This window comes from Amorphus coralli DSM 19760 (genome assembly GCF_000374525.1).
GTDB classification, from domain to species: Bacteria; Pseudomonadota; Alphaproteobacteria; order Rhizobiales; family Amorphaceae; genus Amorphus; species Amorphus coralli.
Window position 1 is genome coordinate 40,143 of sequence record NZ_KB894571.1, and the last position, 26,875, is coordinate 67,017.

Annotated in this window: 22 protein-coding genes; 15 read left to right on the forward strand and 7 right to left on the reverse strand. The window is 68.4% G+C overall.

Annotated elements, in window-relative coordinates:
* Window positions 1-263 precede the first annotated feature (263 nt).
* The 9 genes from C507_RS0104260 (at window position 264) to C507_RS0104300 (ending at window position 10,808) form a co-directional block, all read left to right on the forward strand.
* Window positions 264-1,760 carry a metal-dependent hydrolase family protein gene (locus tag C507_RS0104260; RefSeq protein ID WP_245559645.1) on the forward strand — a complete coding sequence of 499 codons (1,497 nt, stop codon included), beginning with the start codon at window positions 264-266 and terminating at the stop codon, window positions 1,758-1,760.
* Window positions 1,757-2,515, forward strand: a complete 759-nt coding sequence (locus C507_RS0104265) for a porin family protein (protein WP_018698421.1) — start codon at window positions 1,757-1,759, stop codon at window positions 2,513-2,515. The genes C507_RS0104260 and C507_RS0104265 overlap by 4 nt, the downstream gene beginning before the upstream one ends.
* 107 nt (window positions 2,516-2,622) lie before the next feature.
* The gene (locus C507_RS0104270) at window positions 2,623-3,762 is read left to right on the forward strand and encodes a linear amide C-N hydrolase (RefSeq protein ID WP_018698422.1); all 1,140 of its coding nucleotides are present in this window, start codon (window positions 2,623-2,625) and stop codon (window positions 3,760-3,762) included.
* 12 nt (window positions 3,763-3,774) lie between these two features.
* On the forward strand, window positions 3,775-5,172 hold the full coding sequence (gene gad / locus C507_RS0104275) for a glutamate decarboxylase (protein WP_018698423.1): 1,398 nt from the start codon (window positions 3,775-3,777) through the stop codon (window positions 5,170-5,172).
* Window positions 5,173-5,264: 92 nt separating this feature from the next.
* On the forward strand, window positions 5,265-6,062 hold the full coding sequence (locus C507_RS0104280) for a hypothetical protein (protein ID WP_245559646.1): 798 nt from the start codon (window positions 5,265-5,267) through the stop codon (window positions 6,060-6,062).
* Window positions 6,063-6,069: 7 nt separating this feature from the next.
* On the forward strand, window positions 6,070-6,354 hold the full coding sequence (locus tag C507_RS0104285) for a YtcA family lipoprotein (RefSeq protein WP_018698425.1): 285 nt from the start codon (window positions 6,070-6,072) through the stop codon (window positions 6,352-6,354).
* 4 nt (window positions 6,355-6,358) lie between these two features.
* Window positions 6,359-7,402, forward strand: a complete 1,044-nt coding sequence (gene mdtN, locus C507_RS0104290; protein ID WP_018698426.1) for a multidrug transporter subunit MdtN — start codon at window positions 6,359-6,361, stop codon at window positions 7,400-7,402.
* A complete protein-coding gene (locus C507_RS0104295) occupies window positions 7,386-9,257 on the forward strand; it encodes an FUSC family protein (protein ID WP_018698427.1) in 1,872 nt (623 codons plus the stop codon). The genes mdtN and C507_RS0104295 overlap by 17 nt, the downstream gene beginning before the upstream one ends.
* Window positions 9,258-10,808, forward strand: a complete 1,551-nt coding sequence (locus C507_RS0104300) for a TolC family protein (RefSeq protein WP_018698428.1) — start codon at window positions 9,258-9,260, stop codon at window positions 10,806-10,808. It begins immediately after the preceding gene.
* A 20-nt stretch (window positions 10,809-10,828) separates the two neighbouring features.
* Here C507_RS0104300 and C507_RS0104305 read toward each other — a convergent pair whose 3' ends face one another.
* Window positions 10,829-11,869: a magnesium transporter gene (locus tag C507_RS0104305; RefSeq protein ID WP_018698429.1), complete on the reverse strand. Its 1,041-nt coding sequence runs from the start codon at window positions 11,867-11,869 to the stop codon at window positions 10,829-10,831.
* A gap of 157 nt (window positions 11,870-12,026) precedes the next feature.
* Here C507_RS0104305 and C507_RS0104310 point away from each other — a divergent pair, with 157 nt between their 5' ends.
* Window positions 12,027-12,617: an exopolysaccharide biosynthesis protein gene (locus tag C507_RS0104310; protein ID WP_018698430.1), complete on the forward strand. Its 591-nt coding sequence runs from the start codon at window positions 12,027-12,029 to the stop codon at window positions 12,615-12,617.
* Window positions 12,618-12,624: 7 nt separating this feature from the next.
* Here C507_RS0104310 and C507_RS0104315 read toward each other — a convergent pair whose 3' ends face one another.
* The 3 genes from C507_RS0104315 to C507_RS0104325 all read right to left on the reverse strand — a co-directional run bounded on the left by C507_RS0104315 (window position 12,625) and on the right by C507_RS0104325 (window position 17,957).
* Entirely contained in the window at window positions 12,625-15,513 is a 2,889-nt protein-coding gene (locus tag C507_RS0104315) for a transporter substrate-binding domain-containing protein (protein ID WP_018698431.1), read from the reverse strand.
* 576 nt (window positions 15,514-16,089) lie between these two features.
* Window positions 16,090-16,803: a dimethylsulfonioproprionate lyase family protein gene (locus C507_RS0104320; RefSeq protein WP_018698432.1), complete on the reverse strand. Its 714-nt coding sequence runs from the start codon at window positions 16,801-16,803 to the stop codon at window positions 16,090-16,092.
* An 11-nt stretch (window positions 16,804-16,814) separates the two neighbouring features.
* Window positions 16,815-17,957, reverse strand: a complete 1,143-nt coding sequence (locus tag C507_RS0104325; protein ID WP_018698433.1) for an isobutyryl-CoA dehydrogenase — start codon at window positions 17,955-17,957, stop codon at window positions 16,815-16,817.
* Between the two features lie 241 nt (window positions 17,958-18,198).
* Between C507_RS0104325 and C507_RS22250 the strand changes: the two genes are divergently transcribed.
* Window positions 18,199-18,915: a class I SAM-dependent methyltransferase gene (locus tag C507_RS22250; protein ID WP_018698434.1), complete on the forward strand. Its 717-nt coding sequence runs from the start codon at window positions 18,199-18,201 to the stop codon at window positions 18,913-18,915.
* 9 nt (window positions 18,916-18,924) lie between these two features.
* Here the strand turns inward: C507_RS22250 and C507_RS0104335 are convergent, their stop codons facing one another.
* Window positions 18,925-19,665, reverse strand: coding sequence for a metallophosphoesterase family protein (locus C507_RS0104335; RefSeq protein ID WP_245559661.1), 741 nt, complete (start codon window positions 19,663-19,665; stop codon window positions 18,925-18,927).
* Window positions 19,666-19,707: 42 nt separating this feature from the next.
* The gene (locus tag C507_RS0104340; RefSeq protein ID WP_018698436.1) at window positions 19,708-20,484 is read right to left on the reverse strand and encodes an AraC family transcriptional regulator; all 777 of its coding nucleotides are present in this window, start codon (window positions 20,482-20,484) and stop codon (window positions 19,708-19,710) included.
* A gap of 113 nt (window positions 20,485-20,597) precedes the next feature.
* On the opposite strand from C507_RS0104340, the gene C507_RS0104345 reads away from it, so the two are divergent.
* On the forward strand, window positions 20,598-21,812 hold the full coding sequence (locus C507_RS0104345) for an MFS transporter (protein WP_018698437.1): 1,215 nt from the start codon (window positions 20,598-20,600) through the stop codon (window positions 21,810-21,812).
* Between the two features lie 4 nt (window positions 21,813-21,816).
* Here C507_RS0104345 and C507_RS0104350 read toward each other — a convergent pair whose 3' ends face one another.
* On the reverse strand, window positions 21,817-22,839 hold the full coding sequence (locus C507_RS0104350; protein ID WP_051089699.1) for a permease: 1,023 nt from the start codon (window positions 22,837-22,839) through the stop codon (window positions 21,817-21,819).
* A gap of 88 nt (window positions 22,840-22,927) precedes the next feature.
* Between C507_RS0104350 and C507_RS0104355 the strand changes: the two genes are divergently transcribed.
* The 3 genes from C507_RS0104355 (at window position 22,928) to C507_RS0104365 (ending at window position 26,874) form a co-directional block, all read left to right on the forward strand.
* Complete coding sequence (locus C507_RS0104355) at window positions 22,928-23,779, forward strand: LysR substrate-binding domain-containing protein (protein ID WP_018698439.1); 852 nt, start codon at window positions 22,928-22,930, stop codon at window positions 23,777-23,779.
* A 195-nt stretch (window positions 23,780-23,974) separates the two neighbouring features.
* On the forward strand, window positions 23,975-25,294 hold the full coding sequence (locus tag C507_RS0104360; RefSeq protein ID WP_018698440.1) for an aromatic ring-hydroxylating dioxygenase subunit alpha: 1,320 nt from the start codon (window positions 23,975-23,977) through the stop codon (window positions 25,292-25,294).
* 116 nt (window positions 25,295-25,410) lie between these two features.
* Window positions 25,411-26,874, forward strand: a complete 1,464-nt coding sequence (locus tag C507_RS0104365; protein ID WP_018698441.1) for a glutamine synthetase family protein — start codon at window positions 25,411-25,413, stop codon at window positions 26,872-26,874.
* The last annotated feature ends 1 nt before the right edge of the window (window position 26,875 follow it).

Here is a 26,875-nt window from a genome sequence, read left to right on the forward strand (position 1 = left end):
GCCCTATCAAATCAAGAGTGCCAGGAAAACCGGTAAAGTCTTCAAATAATCTTGGAATAGGATTCTTTTTTGAACAGCCAATGTCGGGGCTACAGACCGTCACAAGCTCCGATACATGGTAATAAGATACTGCACCGAAAAGAATACTGCCCCGCGCCCACTCACAGCTGTGCATTGACGCTCCAGGACGAGAGTGCTGTATGCGGCAGGTGATGGCGCGCGCGGGGTCGCGTGGCGCTCGGGTTTGGTTTTGGGGCACTCTGATGACGATGCATTCCCGTGAAACGGCGGCCTGCAACTCCGGCGTAGGCGGCCCGCATCGCCACACACCACACCATCACGGCCCGTGCGATTGCGGTGGTGCCGCTGCCCGCGCCGTATCACAGAAGGTAGAGGCCGACCTCTCGAGGCGAGCCCTGCTCGTCGGCGCGGCGGCAGCCAGCGTCGCGCCGTTTCTCGGCCTTCGCCCGGCCGCCGCGCAGTCGGCTCTGCCGCGCCCGTCCGATCGGCCGCTGCTCCTGACCAACCTGCGGCTCTTCGATGGTCTTGGCAGCGCCCCACGCGGCGACGTCTCGATCCTCGTCGAGGGCAACCGGATCGTCGGGCTCCCCGGCCGCGACGACCGCCCTGACGACGCCGAAATCATCGACTGCGGCGGGCGGCTGGCCATGCCGGGCCTGATCGACGCCCACTGGCACACCATGCTGTGCGCCATCACCGAGCTGACGGCCATGACGGCGGACGTCGGCTACATCTATCTCGCCGCCGGGCGCGAGGCGGAGCGCACGCTGATGCGCGGCTTCACCACGGTGCGCGACGCCGGTGGCCCGTCCTTCGCCCTCAAGCGGGCCATCGACCAGGGCATCGTGTCCGGCCCGCGCATCTATCCCTCCGGCGCGATGATCTCGCAGACCTCCGGTCATGGCGACTTCCGCATGCGCCACGAGGTGCCGGCAGGCTTCGGCGACATCAGCTACGGCGAGCGCGTCGGTGTTTCCGCCATCGCCGACGGTCGCGCCCAGGTGCTCAAGCGGGTGCGCGAACAGCTGATGTTGGGCGCGTCGCAGATCAAGCTGATGGCCGGCGGCGGCGTCACCTCCTCCTATGACCCGATCGACACGGTCCAGTACACGCTGGAGGAGCTTCAAGCCGGCGTACAGGCGGCGGGCGATTGGAACACCTACGTCATGGTGCACGTCTACACGCCGCCCGGCATCAAGCGCGCCATCCGCGCCGGTGTGCAGTCGATCGAGCATGGCCAGCTCGCCGACGAGGAGGCGGCTCGCATGATGGCCGACGAAGGCGTCTGGTGGAGCCTTCAGCCGTTCCTTGCCGACGACGACGCCAACATCAAGTCGGGTCCGGACGCCCGCGCCAAGCAGGAGGAAGTCGCCCGCGGCACGGTGCGCGCCTACGAGATGGCAAAGGCCTTCAACGTCAAGACCGCCTGGGGCACCGACATCCTGTTCAGCCCGCAAAACCTGCCGAGCCAGGGACGCCAGCTCGCCAAGCTCACCCGCTTCTACGACGCGCTGGACCTGCTCGCCACCGCCACCGGCCGCAACGGCGAGCTGCTGCGCCTGTCCGGTCCGCGCAGCCCCTACGACGGCAAGCTCGGCGTGATCGAACCCGGCGCCTTCGCCGACATTCTCGTCGCCGACGGCGACCCGACCGCAAGCCTCGACTTCCTCTCCGATCCGGACACCAATCTCAGGATGATCATGAAGGACGGCGTTATCTACAAGGACACAAGGCCATGAGGCGCAAAGCCACAGCCGGCGCGCTCGCCCTTCTGCTGGCCGCTCCCGCAGGTGCTGCGGCCGATGACGACTGGCGCTTCCAGGTCACGCCCTATCTCTGGGGGGCGGGATCGAAAGCCGAGATCCGGCCGCGCGCCGGGGGGCCGACCTTCGAGAGCGACATGTCGTTCGGCGACATCTTCGATCGGCTCGACGGTGCCTTCTTCCTCACCGCCAGCGCCCGTTACAAGCGTTTCGTGGTCAGCGGCGACCTGACCTGGGTGTCGCTCTCCGACGACGGGTCGATCACCGGCGTCCTTCCGGTTCCGGTCTCGGTCAAGGGCGACCTCACCCAGACGTCACAGACCCTCACGGCCGGCTACAGCGTGGCTGCCCAGCCGAAAGGTGCCCTTGACATCGTGGGCGGCCTGCGCGCCTGGCAGATCGATGCATCCGCCTCCGCCGAGGCCCGCATCGCGCCGTCCTACGCGCTCGGTGCCTCCACCAGCCGCGGCCTCTCATGGGTCGACCCGATCGTCGGCGTGCGCGGGCGCTATGAATTCGCCCCCGACTGGTCGGTGATCGGTTACGCCGATGTCGGAGGCTATGACGGCCGAACCACGTGGCAGGCCTTCGCCACGCTGAATTACCGCATCTCGGACGCCTTCTACGTGTCGGCCGGCTACCGGCACATGGCGCTCGACTACGACGATGGCGACACCCGCCTCGACCTTGAACTTGGCGGACCGATCATCGGCGCGACCCTGCGCTTCTAGGAGAAGCGGGGGGTGTCTGGCCGCGCCCGCTTCGCTATCCCTCCACGCAAAGGTGGCGTTGAGGCCCGGGCGATCACCATCCCCCAGACTGGATTGAGTAAGGCGTCATGTGCACCTCCCTCCTCTATAGCGACAAGGCCGGCCGCTTCTATTTCGGCCGAACTCTCGAGCTGACGGTCGATCTGCCCTACCAGCTCGTTTTCTTCCCGGCCGGCATGCCCTTCTCCTCCGAGATGGATGGCCACCCGGCCTTCACCTTCACGGGCCGCTACGCCTTCCTCACCATCGCCATGCCCGGCCGGATCCCGACCGCCGACACGCCGCTCGGCATCGGTGACATGAAGGTTCTGGAGGGCATGAACACCGAGGGTTTGACCTTTTCCGTCCTGTCCTACCCTTCCGCCGGCGGCGGCCACCAGGCGGTGGAGACAACGCGCGCGGTCCTCTCCGCGTCGGACCTGGGCAGCTGGGCGCTGGGCAGCTTCACCCGCGTCGCTGACCTGAAGGCCGCGCTGGCCGATCAGCCGGTCATGCTGGAAGCTCTGTCGATCCTGGGCGGGGTGGAATCGCCGTTCCACTACGTTGTCCACGACGCCGGCGGCGCGTCGATCGTGATCGAATTCCACAGCGGGGAGATGACCGTCTACGACAACCCCGTCGGGGTGATGACCAACGGTCCCCGCTTCGACTGGCACCTGACCAATCTCGACAATTACACGCACCTGACCAACGTCGACCGGTCGGCTACGACCTTCGGAGCCTACAAGGCAGTGCAGCCGGATTCCGGCATCGCCACCGCCGCTCTCCCGGCCTCCAACACCTCGGTCGGCCGCTTCGTGCGCGCCGCCTACTACGCCCACTACACCGAGAAGGCCGCGACCCCGGATCTCGCGGTGCAGGCGCTCGCCCACATCATGAACAATTTCGATCGGCCGCGCGGCGCCACCATCGACTATCCGGAAGAAGGCGGCGGCCACCTGGAGGTGGCCGGCCTCGCCCAGGACGGGACGACCGATTACGCCACCGAGTTCACCGCCTGGACAAGCCTTTCCGACCTCGCCCGCCGATGCTTTTATGTCCGCGACTATCGCAGCCTGAACTTCGTTCGGTTCGACCTCGCCGCGTGTGCGGCCCTTGGCGAACCGACGGTCGTTCCCCTGGAGAAGGCCGCCGACGCCAATCCGACCGCCTCCGACTCCTGGCGCCGCTGCGCCAAGACTGATCCACCCTTCCAGAACGCGATCTGAAGCGAGACAGCCATGGCCAACGACGACGCCACCGAGCGCTACGCCGCCCTTTACGACGAAACCTACGGCGCGCAGGAGCTTTCGCACGCCCTGCCCAAGAGCGGCTTTCCCGCCGCCGAGCGTGATCCCCGGCGCGTTTACGCCGCCGTGCGCGACGAACTGATGCTGGACGGCAATGCCCGCCAGAACCTGGCCACCTTCTGCCAGACCTGGGAGGAGCCGGAAATCCATCGGCTGATGGATGACTGCATCGACAAGAACATGGTCGACAAGGACGAGTATCCGCAGACGGCCGAGCTCGAGGCCCGCTGTGTGCGCATGCTCGCGGACCTCTGGCACGCCCCGAACCCGGAGGCGGGCGTCGGCTGCTCCACCACCGGCTCCAGCGAAGCGGCCATGCTCGGCGGCCTGGCCATGAAGCGGCGCTGGGAGGCGCGGCGCAAGGCCGAGGGCAAGCCCATCGACAAGCCGAACCTGATCACCGGCCCGGTGCAGATCTGCTGGCACAAGTTCACCCGTTACTGGGACATCGAGCACCGCGAGATCCCGATGGAGGACGGCCAGTTCATGATGACGCCGGAAGAGGTGCTCGCGCGCTGCGACGAGAACACCATCGGCGTGGTGCCGACGCTGGGCGTCACCTTCACCGGCGAATACGAGCCCGTGAAGGCGGTCAGCGACATTCTCGACGACCTGCAGGCCCGCACCGGCCTTGACATCCCGATCCACGTCGACGGCGCCAGCGGCGGCTTTCTCGCGCCGTTCTGCGCGCCTGATCTCGAATGGGATTTCCGCCTGCCGCGGGTGCGCTCCATCAACACCTCGGGCCACAAGTTCGGCCTCGCTCCGCTGGGCGTGGGCTGGGTTCTGTGGCGCGAGGAGCAGGACCTGCCGGAAGAGATGGTCTTCTGGGTGAACTATCTGGGCGGCAACATGCGCGACATCGCGCTGAACTTCTCCCGCCCGGGCGGCCAGATCGTCTGCCAGTACTACAACTTCCTGCGCCTCGGCCGCGACGGCTACCGCAAGATCCACGGTGCCTGCTATCTGAGCGCGGCGTTCCTGGCCCAGGAAATCGGCAGGATGGGGCCGTTCGAGGTCGTCTATGACGGGGATCCGGAAAAAGGCATCCCCTGCGTCTCCTGGAAGATGAAGGAGGGCGTGGAGCCCGGCTTCACCCTGTTCGATCTCGCCGACCGGCTCAGGGTGCGTGGCTGGCAGGTGCCGGCCTACACGCTGCCGGCCAACTGCGAGCAGCAGGCGATCCAGCGCATCCTGGTGCGCAACGGCGTCAGCTTCGACCTCTGCTCGCTGCTGATCGATCACATGAAGGATGCGATCGCCCATTTCGAGGCGCATCCGATCCAGGAATCGCTCGGCAAGCACGAGGCGTCCGGCTTCCACCATTGACCGTGACCACCGGCAAACGCGCGGACGCGGGCGGGACCATCCCGCCCCGTCCCGACCATCAACACCATCTCGCCACGGGCCCCTGGCCATTCGTGACGCTCAGGCGGTACCGGCATCGCGGCCGGCTGATCGTCTGGCGCGCACGCCAGCACCGCAAGGGCCTCGAGCATCACACGCGTGGGCTCGATCCCGCGCATGCGCCGTTCTGGCAGACCCGCCGCTACAACTGGATCACCGGCGCGGTCTTCGCCGTCGGGGCCTTCCTGTTCATGGCGGGCTGCTTCCTGACGCTCCTGCAGGAACTCGGGATCGCGCTTTCGGCCTTCCAGGTGAACATCGTCTTCTTCCTGGGCTCCATTCCGTTCACCACCGCCGGCTATCTCCAGCACTTCCAGTCCGCCAACGCCGCACCGCTCGATCGCAAGCCGCCGGCCCACCCGGAGCGCCACATCCGCCTCATCGGCTGGCAGCCGCAAAGTCCCGGCTGGCTGTCCACGATTGCCCAGTTCGTCGGAACCGTCGCCTTCAACTTCAACACCTTCGACGCCCTTCCCGCGCCGACGGGCTGGGTCCTTCAGGACCTGGTGATCTGGCTGCCGGGCATGATCGGATCGGTGCTGTTCCTGGTGTCCGCCTACCTCGCCTATATCGAGGCCGGTCACGCCTATCTGAGCTGGCGACCGAAGGACCTCGACTGGCAGATCACCGCGATCAACCTGGTCGGCTGCATCGCCTTCATGATCGCCTCGACGATGGCCTGGTTCCCGTCCGGTCCCGAGGCCGGCTGGATCCCGCTCGTCAGCAACCTGAACCTCTGGTTCGGCGCCTTCTGCTTCTTCGTCGGCGCGCTCCTTCTCATGCGCGAAAGCCGGCAGGCCGCGCATGGATGAGTGCCGCTTGATCCGAAACGCCGCTCGCCGCCGCCCCGTCCCGCTCGCCGCACTCCTCGGCGCTACGGCCGTCGCCGGCTGCACGCCGTCGGCGCCGGCGGTGCCCTTCCTCGGCGCGTTCTTCCCGTCCTGGCTGCTGTCCGCCTTCGCCGGCATTGCCCTCGCCATTGTCGTGCGGGTGATCTTTGTGCGCATCGGTCTCGACGATGCGCTGCCCGCTCGCTTGCTGGTCTACATCGCCGTCGCGACCATCGCCGGCCTCGCCATCTCCAACCTCGTGTTCGGGCGCTGACGGCATGAGCGAACGGGTCCACGCCTCGAAAGTGGGCGGTGCGATCGTTGCGATCGTCATCGTAATTGCGGCCGCGATCCTGGTCCGCAACCATCTCTACGACGCGCGCCTGAATCCGCTCTCCCAGGAAGCGGTCCTCACCGCGAGCCTCGTCCACATTTCCTCCACCGTGGCGGGCCGCGTCGTCGAGCTTCCGGTCTCCGACAACGCGGCGGTGAAGAAGGGCGACATTCTCTTTCGCATCGATCCCAACCCCTACCAGCTCGCCGTCAACCAGGCCGCGGCGGATCTCGCCATCGCCGAGGCCGCCCTTGCCGACCGGCGTCGTGAGATCGAGGTGGAGCGCCGCAACGCGGACATTGCCGTCGGCCAGGTGGAGCGCGCCGAGGAAAATCTCGCCTATGCGACCGAAACCCTGAACCGGCTGCTTCCCTTGGAGCCGAAAGGCTATGTCAGCGCCCAGGAGGTCGGCACGGCAACGACCGCGAAACGGGACGCTGAAATCAGTCTCCGGGAGGCGCAGCGTCAAGCAGAGGCCGCCGATGCGCTCATCGGCAACCCCGCCGCCGCCCAGGCGCTCGTTCAGGCCCGCGAGGCCGCCCTCTCCATCGCCGAACACGAGCTCGCCTCCACGGTGGTGCGGGCGCCTCATGACGGACGGGTCACCGGCCTGACCGTCGGCACCGGCGAGTTCGTGCTGCCCGGCGAAGCCCTGTTCACGCTGATCGACACGTCCAGCTGGTACGCCACCGCAAACTTCGTGGAGACCGAACTCGGCCGCATCACCGTCGGCCGATGCGCCACCGTCCACGCCCTCGCCGATCGCAGTGTCGCCATTCGGGGGCGCGTCGAGAGCACCGGCTGGGGCGTCACGTCCGAGCAGATGATCAACATCCCGAGCGGCCTTCCGTTGGTGCCACGGTCGCTCGACTGGGTGCGTGTTGCGCAGCGCTTCCCTGTCCGCATCCGCCTTTTCGATCCGCCCGAGCAGCTGATGCGGATGGGGGCCTCGGCCACCGCGACGGTGCACGATGACACCGATTGCTGAGGCCACCTGGCCCGCCATCTTCGCCCGCGCGGTCCACGACCTGCGCCCCTTTCCCGGGCGGTTCGGCATGACCTGGCGGATCGCGCTCCTTTGCGCACTGGTGACCGCGACGGCCATGCTCTACCGGATCCCCGAGGCGGCGATCAGCTGTTATCTGGTGATCTTCCTGATGCGCCCCGACGCCAGCGAGACCATCGGCCAGGCGGTCGGGCTGATCGGGCTTGCCACCGTGGTGGTCGCGGTGATGGGACCGTTGATGACGGCCACGATGGATTCCGCCTTCGCGCGGCTCGTCGTGATGGCGGTAGCAACCTTCGTGGCGCTTTATCTCGCGTCCGCCACGTCGCTGGGCGAGACCGGCGCGATCATCGGCCTGGTGATCGCCTTCATCATGACGCTGTCCAGCGACATCCCCGCCGGCATCGTCGGCTCCGAGGCGCTCAAGTACGCCTGGGAGATGGCGGTGATGCCGATGGTGCTGATGATCGGCTTCCTGCTGGTGGTCGGACGGGGGCCGCACAGCCTCGTCGCAGAACGCATCGCCGACCGGCTGGACGCGGCGGCCCGAACACTCGATCGGCCGGACGACGACATCGCGCTCGATACCTTGCTCATCGAGGGCAACGACGGCCTCGCGAAGAAGGCACAGACCGCGCGCCTGCTCCACCTGGCTCCGGATGCCCGCACGGACTGGCTCGCCGGCGCGGTAGAGACGAGCTACCGGCTGATGACGGCAGTCGCCGCGCTCGCCCCCGACGCCACCATGGCGCGGCGGCGGTTGGCGGCCGCGGCCCGCATCGCACGGGCCGACATCGTCGCGGGCCGGCGCCCGGCCTGCCCGGTCCGCGCGGAATCGCCGGCCTCCACAGCCGAAGCCCTGGCCTGGCAGGCGCTGTCGGGCCTTGCCGCAGCCGACGGTGGCGCCCGCCCGGTGCCGAAGAAGCCACCCTTTCTCGCCGCCGACGCCTTCACCAACCCGGACCACCAGCGCTACGCCCTGAAGACCACCGCCGCGGCGATGATCTGCTACCTGATCTACACAGGGATCGGCTGGGATGGCATACACACCGCCATGATCACCTGTTACGTCGCGGCCCTCGGCACCACCGGGGAAACGGTCCACAAGCTGGCCCTGCGCATCATCGGCTGCCTGATCGGCGCGGCGATGGGCGTTGCCGCGATGATCTGGGTGATCCCGCAGCTTGCGTCGATCGGCGGCCTGATGGTGCTGGTCTTCGGCGGAATCCTCGTCGCCGGCTGGGTGGCGGCGGGCAGCGAGCGCATTTCCTATGCCGGCGTGCAGATCGGCCTCGCCTTCCTGCTGACGATCCTGACCGGATTCGGCCCCAGCACCGACCTCAGCAACGCCGGCGACCGCATCGCCGGCATCCTGTTCGGCAACACCATCATCTACGTGATCTTCACCGGCCTCTGGCCGCGCAGCGCGGTCGCCGCCGTGCGCGAGAAGCTCGCCGAGGCGCTGCGCGCCCTGGCGCGGGCGGCAGCCGTTCCATCGGCGGCGCGCGATACCCGTACCGAGGATATCGCCGCCGCGGCCGTCGCCCTGGGGGAGGCCCGGGAAGGCCTGTTCCTGCTGCCCTTCGAGCCCCGGCGCCAGCAGCCGGACCCGGCCGAGGTCCGGCGTCTCGCCGCGCTGGTGGGCGCCGCCGGCGCGCTTGCCCCGGAGATTGCCGTTTCCGACAACGACCTCACACCGCTCGCGGAGCGGCTGGCCCTTGCGGCCGACCGGTTTGAGGAAACAATGGCCTCGCCGCCCGCTGCGGCGGACTCCCCCGCGCCCGGCACCGCAGCGGGCGACGGCATCGGCCGCATCGAAACCCTGGTGGTTGGCTGAATGGGTCTCCGCCGCGCCCCCGCCGTGCGCTCCTGTCTCGCAGCCCTTGCCCTCGTTGGGCTGCTTTCCGGCTGCGCCGACAACGCGCTGAAGCTCGCACCGGCCTCGCCGTCGGAGCCCTGGAGCCCGTCCGCCGACACCGGCCCCGCCCTGCTCCCCGCCGGCGACGACGCACAGCCCCCGCGCACGGGCAGCCGCGACTTCATCGCCCCGCCCGATCCCGCCGCCGCGGTGCTCGACCCGCCACCGCAATTGCAGGTCGGTCACACCTACCAGCTCCCCGAACTCATCGACATCGCGGCGCGCAACAATCCGCGCACCCGCATCGCCTGGGAGGAGGCACGGCAGGCCGCCCTCGCCGTGGGCATGACCGAGGCGACCTTCCTGCCCACCATTACCGCCACCGTGATCGGCGGCGCCCAGAAGGTCCGCACCCCGCTGCCGGACAACATCACCGGCATCGATTCCTTCACCACCACCACCGAGGGCGTCGTTCCGGCCGTGCTGGTGGAATGGCTGCTGTTCGATTTCGGCCAGCGCCGGGCCAACGCCGATGTGGCGCGGCAGAACTCGTTTGCCGCCAACGTTGCCTTCACCGGCGCCCACCAGCGCGTCATCTACGAGGTGGCCGCCGCCTACTACCGCTACGGCGCGGCCCAGGCGCGCGAGCGCGCGGCCGCGCAGGCGCTGCGCAACAGCCGGCTCATCGACGACGCCGCGAGGAGCCGCAAGGAGCGCGGTCTCGGCACCAGCGTGGAAGTGGCCCAGGCGCGCCAGCAGGTGGCCCAGTCCAAGCTTCGTGTGGTGGAAGCGCAGGGAGCCCGGCGCGACGCCTACCAGGGGCTGCTGGCGGCCATGGGTGTCTCGCCGATGACCGAAATCCGGGTCGGCGACGTCGCCAGCCGCCGGCTGCCGCGCTCGGTCGGCGAGCCGACGGAGGAGATGATCCGGGCGGCGCTGGCCCAGCGGCCGGACGTCCTCGCCGCCTATTCCCGCATGAAGGCAAGCGAGGCCGGTATCCGCGCGTCCGAGGCGGACTTCATGCCGAAGGTCTATCTCAGCGGCATCGCCGCCCACAACAATACGAGCTTCTCCGTCGACAGCCTGCCGGGCCTTGGCCAGCAGACGACCTCAGCCGGTGTGCTCGTCGGCGTGGCCTTGCCGATCTATTCCGGTGGCCTGAGACGGGCCCAGCTGGAGGAGGCGAAGTCGCTCTCGGAAAGCGCCCGGCAGGTCTTCACGGAAACCCAGGATGCCGCGGCCCGTGAGATCGTGATCACCGGCGACACGCTCAGGACCGCGCTCGCCGCGCTTGCCGCGGCCCGCGAACTGACCGAGGCCGCCAATGTCACCTACGACGCGGCGCTCGCCTCCTACCGCAGCGGCGTGGGCACCATCACCGATGCCACCGCCGCCGACAGCGGCCTCCTCGACGCACGCCAGGCCCAGGCGGATGCCCATGCCGCCGCCCTCGTTGCGGCTTCCACGCTGGCCTTCTCCCTCGGTCGCATGACCTCGCGCGACGCCGCCCTCGCCGCCACAGGACAGTGAGCCCCACCGCCTCAGCCGCCCTACCAGGTCGGCATCGGCAGGCCGAGCATGTAGGCGGTGATGGTGAAGTAGAGGATCAGGCCGCTCAGATCGACGATGGTGGTCAGCGCCGGCCCGGAGATCACCGCCGGATCCTGGCGGGCCGCAACGGCGACGAGCGGCAGCAGCGCGCCGACCAGTGTCGCCGACACCACCTGCGCGGCCAGCGCCAGCGCGATGGCGAAGCCGATGTCGGAGATCGACAGCCCGAGCGGCACGTCGGCTGAGTTGGAAATCAGGTAGACCTTCAGGAAGGCGAAGGTGAACAGCGTCGCCGCCATCATCAGCGACACCCGCGTCTCCCGCCACAGGATGCGGGCGCTGTCGCGCATGGTGATGTCTCCGACGGAAATCGCGCGCGTCACCAGGCTCGCCGACTGGGTGCCGACGTTGCCGCCGGTGTCGGCCACCATCGGCATGTAGAGCGCCAGGATGACCAGCGCGTCGAGCGCGTCCTCGTAGACGTGGACCACGTAGCCGGCCGCCAGCCCCGCGACCGCCAGCCCGAGGATCCAGGGCACCCGGCGCAGATAGTCGCTCCACACCGTGTGGTCGAGATAATCGTCCGCCACTTCGCCGACGATGCCGGCAAAATGTTCGCTGGTCTCCTCCATTTCCTCCAGCAGGAACCGCCGAGCGCGCTCGATGGTGAGAAGCCCGGCAACGGATCCGTCCGACGCCAGCACGGGCACGGCCTCGGTGCCCGCCTCCAGGAGCGCGCTGGCCGACTGGCGTACCTCGTTGGCCGCCCCAAGGGTGAAGGCTGGCGCCTCGATGACGGACGCGAGGGCATCGCCGCCGGCAGCCGCCAGGCAGCGGCGCAGCGACACGAGTCCGACGAACCGTCCCTCGGCATCGGTGGCGCAGGCTTGGTAGATCGTCTCGGCCCCGGCCTGCCCTGCCAGGCTCGCAATCGCCTCGGCGCAGGTGGCGGCCGCGGGGAGGACCGCAACGTCCCGCGCCATGAGCACGGTCACGCTCTCGTCGGCGGCCGGTTGGGTGGCCAGGTCCTTGTGCGTCATCTGATCCTTCCGAAAAAAGGGCTATGGGCAGTCCTCTACCTGACCGGTCATGACATCCCGCTGAAGCCCTCGGGATCTTTCCGCGAAGAAGCAGGGAGAGCCGAAGCGACCGGAACCGGAGCCGCGCAGGCGCGTTGCGTAGCGCAAAAGGTGACGCATGGGCAAAGAGCACACAGGGGCGCTCAGCGAGGTCCTGGACCGGCTGGAGAAGACGGCGCACGGCGACAGCATCGCAGTGGAAGAAGTGATCGACGGTCTCGGCCGGTCCTCGTTCGCCTCGCTGATGCTGGTCTTCTCCCTGATATCCACCTCGCCGGCCAGCGCCATTCCCGGACTGACGGCGCTGGTCGGCGCGATCGTCTTCATCCTGGTGGTCCAGATGATCGCCGGACGCGACAGCGTCTGGCTGCCCGGCTTCATCACCCGCCGCCGGCTCGCCACGGAGAAGCTGTGCAAGGGCATCGCCTGGCTGCGCCGTCCCGTCCGCTTCGTCGAACGCTTCCTGAAGCGGCGCCTGACCATCCTCTTTCATCGGCCGTGGATCTTTCTCCCCCTCATCCTGATCCTCGGGCTGACGCTGTTCATGCCGCTCCTGGAGGCCATCCCCACGTCGGGGTCGATCGCGTCCGGCGTGATCGCCCTGTTTGCGGCGGGCCTTCTCACCCGGGACGGCGGCGTCGTGGCTCTCGCGCTGCTGCTGCTGCTCGCCGTCCCCGTCACCGTCTGGCAGGTCGGCTTCGGCGCCTGAAGGGCGATCAGACGGTTCCGCCGACGACGCGGTTGCGGCCGCGCTGCTTGGCCTCGTAAAGCCGCCCGTCCGCCAGCCGCACGAAATCACTCGGTGTCGCATCGCGGGGCGGCACGGCCGCCTGGGCTCCGACGCTGATGGTGAGGTGCCAGGTTTCGCCGTGGCTCTCGAAGGGCTCGTCCTGCACCAGCCGCCGCACCCGCTCCAGCCGCTCGAGAAAGTCTCCCCCCGTTCCGCCGGACGTGAACACCACGAATTCCTCGCCGCCATAGCGGCCGATCACGTCGCCGTCCCGGCCAAAGACACCCCGCAGCAGGCCCGCGATATGGCGCAGGCAATGGTCGCCGAAAACGTGGCCCATGCCGTCGTTGACGCGCTTGAAGTGGTCCACGTCGATCATCGCGACGGAGAACAGCCAGCCGTTGCGCTGGCACAGGCCGAACTCGTCGGCGATGCGCGCATCGAAGTGGCGCCGGTTGTAGAGGCCGGTCAACGCGTCCGTGATGCTGACGTCCTGCAGCTTCTCGTTGGCCTGCGCCAGCGCCCGGTTGAGCCGCCTGAGCTTGCGGTTCCAGTAGACCACGAGGGCAAGCACCACCAGGGCGATCGCCGCCACCAGAAGCACCCGGGAATAGTCGACCCGCTGGTCGAGGCGAACCAGCATCTGCTGGCTCATCATCGCCTGGACCTCGTCCTCGTCCAGGTCGGCGACCAGCTTGGCGAAGATGGCCGCCAGTTGCGGCGCATCCGACCGGGTCGCGATCGAGGCCCGCCAGTTCTCCGCAATCCGCCCCGCGATCTTGACGTCGTAGAGCCTCTCGGAGGCCAGCAGGTAGCCGAGGCTCGGCAGCGTTCCGAGCGCGGCGTCAAGCGTACCCTCGCGGACGGCCTGGAGCGCTTCCGCTTCGTTGGCGACCTCGACGAGCGTCACCTCCGGATAGCGCTCTTCCAGGATGCGGATCGGGCTTTCTCCCGGCGCCACGCCCACCCGCTTGCCCGACAGCTGGTTCATCCGGTCGATGATCGGCTGGTCCAGCGCGCTCGCCACCGCCATCGGCAGCACCAGGTAGGGCAGCGTGAAGGTCCACTCCCCGTCCGGCGAGGTCTGGTCGGTCACGAAGGGAAGCACGTCGCAGGCATGGTTCTCCGCCGTCTGCATGCCCGCCCCCCAGATCGGGACCGGCATCACCTGCCAGGAAAATCCGCCGCGCGCCGCGAGCCGCTCCATCACCTCCGCCGCGACGCCGGTGAAGGCGCCATCCGCATCGACCGAGGTGTAAGGTGGAGCCACGGGATCGACGCAGACTTTCAGCACGCCGAGGCTGTCGAGATAGGCGCGCTCTTCCATGGTGAGCACCGGTCGCTCGCCCGCAATTTTCCCGGCCACGGCCGGCCCCAGCCAGCGCGTCTCCAGCGCCGTCCAGTTGGTGGTCGACATGGCGCTCATGGCCCGGTCGATGATGCTGCGCGCATAGGGTATCTGCGGTGAGACGCCGAACCGCAGGTCTTCACGCTCCACCCCGTCCATGAGGAATTCGCCGCCGATCTCGATGTTGATCAGCCCGAGGCGGCGGATGATCGAGTTGCCGTTGGACAGCGCCATGATGGCGGCATCCACCTCGCCGCTGGACAGCGCCTGCAGGATCTCCTCCTGCGTTGTGAACGTCCGCACATCCTCAAGCCGGTCCTTCAGCGCATCGGCGTAATAGATGTCCTCGCCGATCCCGACGCTGCGCCCTTCCAGCGATTCAAGCCCGCGGTAGGGCCCGAACCCCGAGCGCACGAACACGGCGTTCGGAATGCGGTGATATTCGCGGGAGAACAGCGTGTAGTCCTCGCGCTCGGCGGTGCGGGACATATTGGCGATGATATCGATCTCACCGGCACGAAACGCCTCCAGGAGGTTCGACCAGTTGTCGTAAACCGGCACCATTTCCAGGCCGGTGGCGGATGCGATCTCATGCGCCAGGTCGACGGCGAACCCCTTGCCCTTGCCATCCTCCAGGTAGCTGAACGGCTCGTAGTCGCTGATAAACCCGACCTTCAGGGGCGCGGCCACTTGGATGAAGGCCTGCTCCTCCGGCAACAGCCTCAAGGGCCCGCCCGGCATGACACGGCTGCTGCGATAGCTCAGCCAGCGATCGGTAATCAAAGCCAGTTCTTCCGTCGGCAGCGCCCTCACCGTTTTCGCAAGGATGGACGCCAGCATCTCGCCATCGTGGCTGTCGTTGAGCACGCCCAGACGGAAGTCTTCCAGCGTCACGCCGGCCATCGGCAGCGAGCCCACGGGTTCCACGTCGGAAAACCCGTTCTCCCGCGCGAAGAAGTCACCGATCATTTCCGCGGCGACGACTGCATCCACCCAGCCGAAGGCGAGCGCTGCCATAAGGTCGCGGTACGTGTCGTACGCCACCGGCTCCAATCCGGCTTCGCGCAGCGCGCCTGCATAGAAGATGTCCTTCACCACTCCGACGCGCTTTGTCCGGAGATCGGCGAGATCGACCGGCAAGGCCAGCGGACGGTCGACGTTGTGGAAGATCACCGTTCGCCGCAGATGGTAGGCATCGGTGAAGGCGATGGACGGCTCTCTCGCCTCCGTCCGCGAGATGTCGGCGATGACATCGAGGCCGCCCGCCCGGAAGGTGCCGTAGACCTCCGGCCATGTGCCCATGCGTGGCACCAGGGTCAGCCCGCTCTCCACCTCGATCCTGTCGAGGATGTCGAGTGTCCAGCCCATCATCCGGCCGTTGCGGTAGAAGGAATAGGGTTCGTTGTCCGCGACCACCCCGACGGTCACGCGCGGATTGTCGGCGATCCATTGCCGCTCCGCATCGGTGAACGTGGCGGCGGCCGCCAGATGCGGATTGCAGGCGAAGCAGACGACGAGCAACCACACCCCCACCAGACCGGCGCGGAGCAGGCTCTGCCCTCGTCGGCTCCTCCATGGTCCAGCACTCGGCAAACCTGCTATCGCCTCCACTGCGGCCTGCTGGTCCCACGCCGTGTCATGCATCCGCTCTGCGTTCGCCCCGCCGTCGCGGAACAATGCTTCAGGGCCTGCACGCAGAGGCATTGATGACTCCAGAACACACGCCAGACATGCTTAGCAGATTGAACGCACATGCTGCACCCTGCCCTATGCAGGAATCCCCGAAATCTGGTGGGCTCTCCGTCGGCATCCTGCCAGGTCAGAGGGCAGGTTTCTTGAATTCCCCAACCGGTTCTGCTCCCGTGACTACTGCCGCGAAGCAGCCCACACCGGGCAGAACGAGCGTGGCCTGCTGCGGTCGGCCGGCCCTCGGCGATGACCCGGCGGCGACGGCCGTCCGGATCCGGCCGGCTACTGCCTTGGCAAGCGGTTGCAGTTCTGTCGATTGCTCGCCTGGCGCTCCGGGCGCTTCCGGTCCGAACGATTGCCGGCCAGGCTTCTCGGAGCAGCTACGAGGCGCGGCAACCGACCTTGGGCCCGATCTCAGATGCCCTTGGAGATCCGGTTGCGGCGGTTGGAGGAGAATTTCATCGTCGGCGCGGCAAGGCGTCCCTCCGAGCCGGTCCAGGCATAGGCCAGCAGACACGGGTCCAGGTCGGCCGTGGTGATCCGGCGCTCGTCGCCCGGACGGTTCAGGATCAGCGAGCCCGGCGCGTGCACCGCCACGTCGTTCTCCGACCAGGCTCCGGCGACGGAGATGTAGCTCTCCTCGATCTCCTCGTGGCTGTGCTGCGGATAGGTGGTCGCCGGGGCGAACAGCACGAACCCCAGCACAAGCCGGTCGGAAACGAGCGGACCGCGCGGTCCCAGCACCTCGCAATAGGCATATTTGCGGGCAAGATGCCGGGGCACCGACTGATAGCCATATTCCCAGGTCAGTCGATCGGCGACGCGGGAGACGGCACGCGCCATGTCACGCATCGCACCGCGCTCGCCCAGGTCCAGCGCGCGCGGCAGATGGCTCACGACCGGCTTCGGCTCGGCCGGCCTCACCGTGACGATCGGGTTGGCCTCGACGATCGCCGACAGCGTGTCGCGCACCCGCTTTCGGTGCGAGCGGATAAGCCGGCTGCCGCCGGCCGAGCCCTGCCGGTAAAGCGTGTCGAACTCGCGCAACAGGTAGAGCCAGCTTGGGCACTCCAGCAGGCGCGCCACCGCCGGCTCGGGCTCGGGCGGCAGGTCTTCGGGATCGTTCATGATGGCCTCCCTCAGCGCACGCCGAGCAGGTCGCGGGCGACGATCATCCGCATGATCTCGTTGGTGCCCTCCAGGATCTGGTGGACGCGCAGATCGCGGACGATCTTCTCCAGCCCGTATTCCGCCAGGTACCCGTATCCGCCGTGCAGCTGCAGCGCCGTGTTGGCGGCCTCGAACCCGGCATCGGTCACGAAGCGCTTGGCCATGGCGCAGAGCCGGGTGGCGTCGGGCGCCTTCGCGTCCAGCGCGCTCGCCGCCCGCCACAGGAAGGTGCGCGCCGCCTCCAGCTCGATGGCCATGTCGGCCACCGCGAACTGGAGCGCCTGGAAGTCGCGCAGTTCCTTGCCGAAGGCCCGGCGCTCGGCCATGTAGCCCACCGTCTTGTCGAGCGCCGCCTGGGCGCCGCCCAGCGAACAGGCGGCGATGTTGAGCCGGCCGCCGTCGAGGCCGGCCATGGCGATCCGGAAGCCGTCGCCCTCCGCGCCGAGCCGGTTGGCAATCGGCACGCGGGCGCCCTCGAAGATCACCGCCCGGGTCGGCTGGGCATTCCAGCCCATCTTCGCCTCGTTGGCGCCGAAGCTGAGCCCCGGAGTGTCGCCGGGCACCACCAGCGTCGAGATGCCCTTCGCTCCGTCGCCGCCGGTGCGCACCATCACCACGTAGAGATCGCTGGCGCCCGCCCCCGAAATGAACTGCTTCTGCCCGTCGAGCACGTAGTCGTCGCCGTCGCGCACCGCCTTCGTGCGCAGCGCCGCCGCGTCCGATCCCGCGCCCGGCTCCGTCAGGCAGTAGCTGGCCAGCGCCTCCATCGAGCACAGCTGCGGCAGGAACCGGCGGCGCTGATCGTCGTCGCCGAACCGGTCGATCATCCAGGCGGCCATGTTGTGGATGGAGAGATAGGCGGCCACCGACGGGCAACCGGTGGCCAGCGCCTCGAAGATCAGCGCCGCGTCGAGCCGCGACAGGCCAGAGCCGCCGACGTCCTCGCCGATATAGATCCCGGCCATGCCGAGCGCGGCGGCCTTTCGCAGCGTCTCGACGGGAAAATGCTTCTCGTGATCCCACTGGACTGCGAACGGGGCCAGTTCCTCCGCCGCGAACCCCGCCGCCATCTCGCGGATCGCCGCCTGCTCCTCGCTGTAGGAAAAGTCCATCGCGTTCCACCCTCGTCCGTGGTCAAGCGGTTCCTTGGCCGGGTCGTGGCCGGCGCCGCCGGGGTCGTTGCCCCTCGCCCGCACGCATTCTCGCACGCGCTCGGGCCAGAATGGCCCACATCGGCGGTGTCGTCATCCGCGATGCATGGCCTGGGACACGACGTCCCGCCGACCGGTCGGACCGAATGCGCTAGGCTGTCGCGACCCGCAATCATCCCTTGGCTGGAACGGAGGCTGTGCCTTGACCGAAACGCGCGAACGCCTGCCGGACGCCACGCCCCCCGAGACCCATTTCGCGGCGCTGAACGCCAGGCTTCCCGTGGCCGGGTTGCGCATCCTCGACATCGGCTGCGGCTCCGGCGGCTTCATGCGCCAGCTGTTGCGGAGCGGCGCCGACGCGCACGGCTTCGAGGTGGCGCAGGAGACCGTCGACCGGGCCGTCGCGGCCGGCATCGACCGCGACCGCATTGCGCTGGGAGACGGCTCGACCCTGCCCTTCCCGGACGGCCACTTCGACTGCGCCACCTTCGTCTTCTCGTTCCATCATGTGCCGGCCGAAGCCCAGCGCACCGTGCTTGCCGAGGCGGCTCGCGTCCTCAGGCCCGGCGGTACGCTGGTGGCCATCGAGCCGCTGCCGGCCGGCGACATGACCGAGGTCATCACTCCGATCGAGGACGAGACCGAGGTGCGCACCAACTCCCAGGGGCTGCTCGCCGATCCGCCGGCCCCGTTCGTCCTGGAGGAGGTCGCGCGCTACGCCATCGCGCGGGCCTTCAACGGCGCTGAGGAGTTCATCCGCGACGCGGTCGATGTGGACGCGGCCCGGGCGGAGCGCGCGGCACGGCCCGAGATCGCGGCGGAGGTCGCCGCCCGCTATGCCCGGTTGGCCGAACCGCTTGCCGGCGGCCGCGGCCGCCTCACCCAGCCCTGCGACTTCTACCGCTTCTCCCTCGCCTGAGGTCCGGTTTCAAGCCGGCGGCATGAAGCCTGTGCGCAGGGCATGCGCCCAGTCCGCCCGCGCGTTCGCCTCCGCCCGCTGGGCCGCCGCCTCGTGATCGTAGCGAAGCCCCACGAAGAGCACTTCGGGCAGGTCCTCCCCGGCGCCCGGCGTGACAATGGCGTAGCGGGCGTGCGGCGAGCCGGATTCGGAGACGTGCGGCGGTGCGTCGTCGTCATAGGCCGGACAGCCGACCGAGCCGGGGTTCACGATCACCGGCCCGCCCGGAAGCCGCACCATGTCCGGCCGGTGGCTGTGGGCGGTCAGCACGATGCGTGCGTCGTCGCTCTTCGCCAGCCTCACTTCGATGTCGTCGAGCCGGTCGCGCACCAGCCGTCCCTTGTCGACCCGGTCAAGGAGATAGGCCGTGTCGGAGGCCGGCGAGGCGTGCAGCGCCAGGATGCCCTCCCCGATCCACGCCTCTTCCGGCAACCCGCCCAGCGCCTGGCGCTGCTCGTCCGTGATCTCGTCCAGCGTGTAGCGGTCGGAGGCGTTCATGAGTTCGGCCGCAAGCGTCGCCACCTGCCGGTCGTGGTTACCGCGCACCGCAACGCACTCCACCTGCGCCAGCCGGTCCAGCGTCTCGCGCGGCCACAGCGGCCCGGAAGCCCGGTCGCCGAGATCGACGATAAAGTCGGCGCCTCCCCGCGCCTCCAGATCGGCCAGCACCGCCTCGAGCGCCAGGACATTGCCGTGAATGTCCGCCAACACCGCAATCCGCACGACCAGTCTCCCCTCGTCCTCGCCGTCCCGTCACCCGCGCTCGAAATAGGTGCGCGGCGACACCCCCAGCATCCGCCGGAACATGGCCGTGAACGCCGCCGGGTTATCGTAGCCGAGATCCAGCGCCACCGTCGTGACCGGTACCCCCGCTGCCAGCCGCGGCAGCGCCGCCATCAGGCAGGCCTGCTGGCGCCAGGCGACGAAACTCAACCCCGTCTCCCGACGAAAGCGGCGCGTGAAGGTCCTCCGCGAACACCCCAGCGCCCGGCTCCAGTAGTCGATCGTATCGTGCGGCGTCGGGTCGGCCAGGAAGGCCCGGCAGCGCTCCGCGAGCGGTCCGTCCAGTGGCAGCGGCAGTGACAGGGGCAGCGGCGGCGCAAGCCGGATCTCGTGGAGGATCAGCGCCATCAGCGCTCCGTCGCGTCCGTCGGGATCGTACTCCGCCGGAATCTCCGCCGCCGCCGCCAAAAGCCGCCGCATCAGCGGCGAAATCCCCACCACCTCGCAGCCACGCACCATGTCCGCCACCGCGCCGGGTGTCAGGTAGAGGCTGCGCATGCGCACGTCGCCCAGCATCCGCACCTCGTGCACGACGCCGGCCGGAATCCACATGCCGCGCTGCGGCGGCATCATCCAGGCGCCTTCCGAGGTCGCCACCAGCACCGCCCCCGTGGAGCCGTAGAGAAGCTGGTCGCGCCGGTGATAGTGCGGCTCGATCAGGTGGCCGTCGGGATAGTCGACGCCGAGCGCCACCACCGGGCGCGGCGCCTCCGTGTAGGACTGGCGGATCTCACCGACGAGCTGCATGGCCCACTCTCGTAAACAATTGACCCTAGGCGGGTGGCGGGCCGCCGTCCAGCCGCCATGATGGGCGCACGACGCGGAAATCGAACCCGCGCGCACGGGAGGGACCGACGGCCATGAGCGAGGCAACGATCCGCCGGGAGGCCCCCGCGCCGACGGTATACCCGGTGCTGGGCGCCGCCGGCTTTTGCCACATGCTCAACGACACGATGCAGTCGGTCTTCATCGCCGCCTATCCGATCTTCAAGGGCAACTTCGACCTCTCCTTCGCGCAGATCGGCCTCCTGACCCTCACCTACCAGGCGACCGGCTCGCTGCTGCAGCCGCTGGTCGGCCTCTACACCGACCGCCGGCCGCTGCCCTATTCGTTGCCGTTCGGCATGGCCTCGTCGCTCGCCGGCCTGCTGACCCTCGCCTACGCCCAGTCTTACGCAATGCTTCTGGCGGGCGCGGTCCTGCTTGGCGTCGGCTCGTCGGTGTTCCACCCGGAAGCCTCGCGGCTCGCCCGGCTTGCCTCCGGCGGGGCTCACGGGCTGGCGCAGTCGCTATTCCAGGTCGGTGGCAACGCCGGATCGGCGCTGGGACCGCTGCTCGTCGCCTTCTTCGTGTTGCCGCGTGGCCAGGAGAGCATCGCCTGGTTCGCGCTGGCCGCGCTTGCCGGCATCATCGTGCTCACCGGCCTCGGCCACTGGTACGCCCGCACGGGTCACGCGCGGCCCCGCCCGCGCGGAACGCCACTGCAGCGCAGCCACCTGCCGCCTGGCACGGTGCGCACCACCATGGCGATCCTGATCGCGCTGCTCGTCTCCAAGTGGTTCTATCTCGCGAGCTTCACGAGCTTCTATGTCTTCTTTCTCATGCAGCGCTTCGGGCTCGATGAGGGCGAAGCCCAGATCTTCCTGTTCGTCTTCCTCGCCGCCGTCGCCGTGGGCACGCTGGTCGGCGGCCCGGTCGGCGACCGGATCGGCCGCAAGACCGTAATCCGCTGGTCGATTGTCGGCGTGCTGCCCTTCTCCCTCGCCCTGCCCTATGCCGGGCTCGGCCTGACGGTGGCCCTGAGCGTCGTCATTGGCGTGGTGATCGCCTCGGCCTTCTCCGCCATGGTGGTCTACGCGCAGGAACTGATGCCCGGCCGAGTCGGCATGGTGTCCGGCCTGTTCTTCGGTCTCGCCTTCGGCATTGGCGGCATCGGCGCGGCGCTCATGGGCGTGCTCGCCGACCACACCAGCATCCAGGTCGTTTACCAGGTCTGCGCGTTTCTGCCGGCCATCGGCATCGTCGCCGCGCTGCTGCCCGACCTGGGACGGAGCCCGCGCGCCGCGCCTGGTTAAGCGATCAGCCGAGCCACTCGAACGTGTACCCGGCGGCGAGCGAGCCGAGCAGGGCCAGCGCCAGGTACAACAGGAACGGCTTCAGCTTCAGAACCGGTGCGATGGCCATCGCGCCCCAGATGCTGACCACCCCGCCGGACACGAGAAAGGCCATCGCCGCGCCCTTCGACATGCCGTTATCGATCAGCGCCCGAACCAACGGCAAGGCGGCGTAGCCATCGATATAGGCCGGTGCCCCGACGAACACCGCCGCGGGGATCGCCCACCAGCTGTCTTCGCCCACATGCGCGGCCATCGCCCCGGGCGTCAGCGTCGCGTTGAGCACATATTCGGCGGCGAAGGCCGGGATCAGGCAGACGACGATCAGCCGGCTGGTCGCCAGCGCCTGCCGGGCGAAGGCTCGACGACGCTGGGGCGTCCGCCAGATGCGCGGCTCGAACGGCAGTCTGCCGCCGCAGCTTGTCTCGCCCAGCGCTTGCGCCAGCCGGCTGTCGCGCAGCGGTCGCAGCACCCAGTTCCGTTGCGCTACGACCGCCGTCACAAGCCCACCGGCGACGCCGAGGGCTGCGGCGGCAAGCGTCTTGCCCACGGCGAAATTGACCCCCAGCGTTGCCACCGTGGCCGCCAGTATCGCCGGGTCGGTGACAGGGGAAGCCAGCCAGAACGCCATGATCGGGGCAAGCGGAACGCCCGCCACCAGAAGCCCGGCCATCAGTGGAAGGACCGTCACTCCGCAGACAGGGGTAATCGCTCCGATCGCCGAGGCGGCCAACACCGAGGTGGTTGTCCGGCCCTCGAAGGCCCGGGCAATGTGAGCATCGGCACGGCTGGCGATGATCCAGGCCGCCACCACGATCCCGGGCACGATCAGCGGCGCGACGTCGATCAGGCTCACAACGGCGAACACGAGGGCACCGACGGCGTGGCCTGGCCAGAGGACGGAAAGCATCGCCAACACCGCGACGGCCAGCGCCAGCAGTGCGGTCTTCCAGTCCGGAACGGTGGTCACTCGCGCTCTGCTGAACATCGGCGTCTCCCCAAGATCGCTTGAACCCTAGGCGCAGCCAGATCATGATTGAAACGAATAGCTCCAATGATAGGCATTGAGAAAACTGATGGCGCAGCTGGAAAGCGACCTCCTGCGGACCTTTCTTGCGGTGGCAGAAGCAGGCAGCGTGACCGAGGGAGCTGCGCGCGTCTTCCGCTCCCAGTCTGCGGCCAGCCTGCAGCTCAAGCGGCTCGAGGCCACCGTTGCCCAACCCCTGTTCGAGCGCCACGGACGCGGCGTCACCCTCACCGATGCCGGTCGCAGGCTGCTGCCGGTCGCCCGCGAGGTGACCGAGCGCCTCGATGGCGCGTTGCGCGACCTTGCACCCGGCGGCCTGCGCGGCCGGCTGCGCCTCGGCATCCCCGACGATCAGGGGCGCACCCGCCTTGCCCGGATCATCGCGACTGTCGCCCGCTCCCATCCGCTGCTGGAGCTGGAGGTCACGTGCGCGCTGAGCAAGTCTTTCTCCGATGATCTCGCCAGGGGGCGCCTCGACATTGCCGTCTACGAGGTCGAGACGCCCGGTCCTGGCGAGGAACGCCTGACCCGGGAGCCGACTGTCTGGGTCAGCGCGCGCCATCGAAATATCGTCAATATCGATCCGTTGCCGGTGGCCCTGTTCGACCCCGCCTGCTGGTGGCGGGACGTGGCACTCGCGTCGCTGCGCCAGCGCGACAGGCCGTTTCGCATCGTCTTTTCCAGCCACAGCGTCGCCGGCGTGCTGGCGGCGGTGGAGACCGGCGTCGGCGTTGGCCTGCTGGGCCGGACCGCCATCGGCGACGACCTGGCGATCCTTGGCGAGGATCAGGGATTCGGCCCGACCCCGGACTCGATCCTGGTGCTCGCAACGGCACGGACGGAGGAGACGCCTGCCATCCAGGCCATGAAGGCGGCCATCCGGGCCGCCTTTCACGACTGACGCGGCCTGAGGCCCAGGGGGCATGAAAAATGTAGAATCCAACTTGAAATCGGTTTCGTCCCCTCCGGCGGACGGGCTAGTTTGTCTGGAGTGAGAATAGATCCGGACTGCGCGCGCCGAGCCGGGTGCGCCACGGATCGGGGGTCGCCCGCCAGGGAACCACGGCCCGCGCGTTGAGAGGGGACGTGTCGCGCCATGATGAGCGAACAGCAGAACGAGTTGCTGAGCCGGATCGGGCCGGGAACCGGGGCCGGCGCAGTGTTGCGCCAGTACTGGCAGCCGGCCGCGCTCGCCGAGGAGCTCGTCACCTCGCGGCCGGTGGTGCCGGTGCGGCTGCTCGGCGAGGATCTGGTCCTGTTCCGCGACAACTCCGGCAATCTGGGCCTGATCGACCGACGCTGCCCGCACCGCGGCGTCGACCTCTGCTTCGGCCGGCGCGAGGACAACGGCCTGCGCTGCCCCTTCCACGGCTGGCATTTCGATATCACCGGCCAGTGCGTCGAGCAGCCCGGCGAGCCGGAAGGCAGCCAGATGTACAAGAACATCCGCACCACCTCCTACCCGGTGTTGGAGAAGAACGGCATCATCTTCGCCTTCATGGGCGAAGGCGATCCGCCGCCCTTCCCGGCCTTCGACTGCTTCGCCGCGCCGGACACCCACGTCTTTGCCTTCAAGGGACTGTGGGAGTGCAACTGGCTGCAGGCGATGGAGGTGGGCATCGACCCCGCCCACGCTTCCTTCCTGCACCGCTTCCTCCAGGACGAGGATCCGAACGAGGGCTACGGCAAGCAGTTCCGCGACAAGGCGGCCAACACCGAGATCCCGATGACCCAGCTCCTGCGCGAATATCCGCGCCCGGAGATCAAGGTCGAGGACACGGAGTTCGGCCTGCGCCTCATCGCGCTGCGCCACATGGACGACGGCCGCAGCCACGTGCGCGTCACCAACCAGATCTTCCCCGAGGCGATCTGCATCCCGATGTCGAACGAGATGACGATCACCCAGTGGCACGTGCCGATCGATGACGAGACCTGCTACTGGTACTCGATGTTCACGAGCTTCGGGAAACCCGTCGACAAGGCCGTGATGCGCGAGCAGCGGCTCAAGGAGCACCGGCTTCCCGACTACGCGCCGCTGAAGAACAAGCGTAACAATTACGGCTACGACCCTGACGAGCAGGAGAGCCTGACCTATACGGGCATGGGCCTCGACATCAACGTCCACGACCAGTGGGCGGTGGAGTCCATGGGCCGGATCCAGGACCGGACCATCGAGCATCTCGGCCGCACCGATGTCGGCATCAGCCGCAACCGGCGCAAGCTCCTCGCCGCCATCAAGTCCGTGGAGCAGGGAGACCTCTCCGCCCTGCCCATGTACGGCGAGGGCGAGATCGAGGCGATCCGCGGCCCCGGCTCCATCGATGCCATCGGCCTCACCGACGAGTGGGAAGAGGTCTGGCTGAAGGCCGAGTCCCAGCGCCGGTCTGCCAGCGACTGGGCCACAGCCCAGTCCTGAGGGATCGATGACCGTCCGGCCGTCGCCCGAACCGGAGGTCGGTCGGAACCACCCGTATGCCCCGTTGCGGGTCCCGTTTCGCGGCCAGCCGCCGCACCAAGCCTTGAGGATTTGAGATGGCGCGTTCCGGCGGGGTCACGCTCGACGACGGACTGGTGGGCGGCTGCGGCCTTCTCGACGGGGCAGGGTTTGATGCCGCCCGCTCGGTGCTTGAGAAGGTCGACAATCTCGGGCTGGAGACGATCCGCCTCGCCTTCGTCGATCAGCACGGCATCCTGCGCGGCAAGGCGATCGTCGCCTCCGGGCTCGCCTCCGCCTTCAGGAACGGCGTGGCGATCACCTCGACATTGCTCCTCAAGGACACCTCCCACCGCACAGTATTCCCCGTCTGGAGCGACGACATCGGCTTCGGTGCGGGCACGCTTACCGGCGCCGGCGACGTGCTCATGGTGCCGGACCCCACCACCTTCCGGGTGCTGCCCTGGTCGCCGCACTCCGCCTCCATCCTTTGCGACGTGGCCTACAAGGACGGCGCGCCGCTGCCCTTCTCCTCGCGCTCGATTCTGAAATCGGCCAGCGCCCGGCTGGCAGACGCCGGCAAGACGATGGTCTGCGGCCTGGAGGTAGAGTTCCACGTCCTCAGGGTCGAGGATCCACGCCTCGCCCACTCCGACGCCGGCATGCCGGCCGCTCCGCCGTCGACGAGCCTCCTTTCCCACGGCTACCAGTACCTGACGGAATCCCGCTACGACGTCCTCGAGGACGTCATGGACGACCTGCGCCGGGCGGCCCAGGGGCTGGACCTGCCGGTGCGCTCCATGGAGGCGGAGTTCGGCCCGAGCCAGTTCGAGTTCACCTTCGAGCCGGACGGTCCGCTGGCCCATGCCGATGCCATGGTGGTGTTCCGCTCGATGGTGAAAGAGGTGTGCCGCCGCAAGGGCCTGCACGCGACCTTCATGTGCCGGCCCAAGCTCGAGAACGCCGTCCCCAGCGGCTGGCACCTGCACCAGTCGATCGTCGATACCGCATCCGGCGGCAACCTGTTCATGCCCGCCGACGACGGCAGCCTGTCGCCCACGGCGAGTGCCTGGATCGCCGGGCTTCTCGCCCACGCAGAGGAAAGCTGTCTGCTCACCACGCCGACGGTAAACGGCTACAAGCGCTACCAGCCGAACCTTCTGGCGCCGGACAGGGTTCAGTGGGGCCGCGACAACAAGGGCGCCATGATCCGTGCGCTGATGGCGCCGGGCGACAAGGCGAGCCGCATCGAGAACCGGGTCGCCGAGCCGGCCGCCAATCCCTACCTTTTCTTCGCCTCGCAGATCCTCGGCGGCCTCGACGGCATCGAAAGCGGCCTCACCGCGCCCGCCCCGGTCGAGAATCCCTACACCAGCAATGCGAAGGCCCTGCCGAAGAGCCTGATCGCGGCCATCGAACGCTTCGAGACGAGCGATTTCTACAAGCAGGCTCTCGGCGAGGACGTCGTCCGCTATCTCGCCACCATCAAGCGGGCCGAGTGGGACCGTTACCTCATGACCGTCTCGGAGTGGGAACAGAGCGAGTATTTCGCGATCTTCTGAG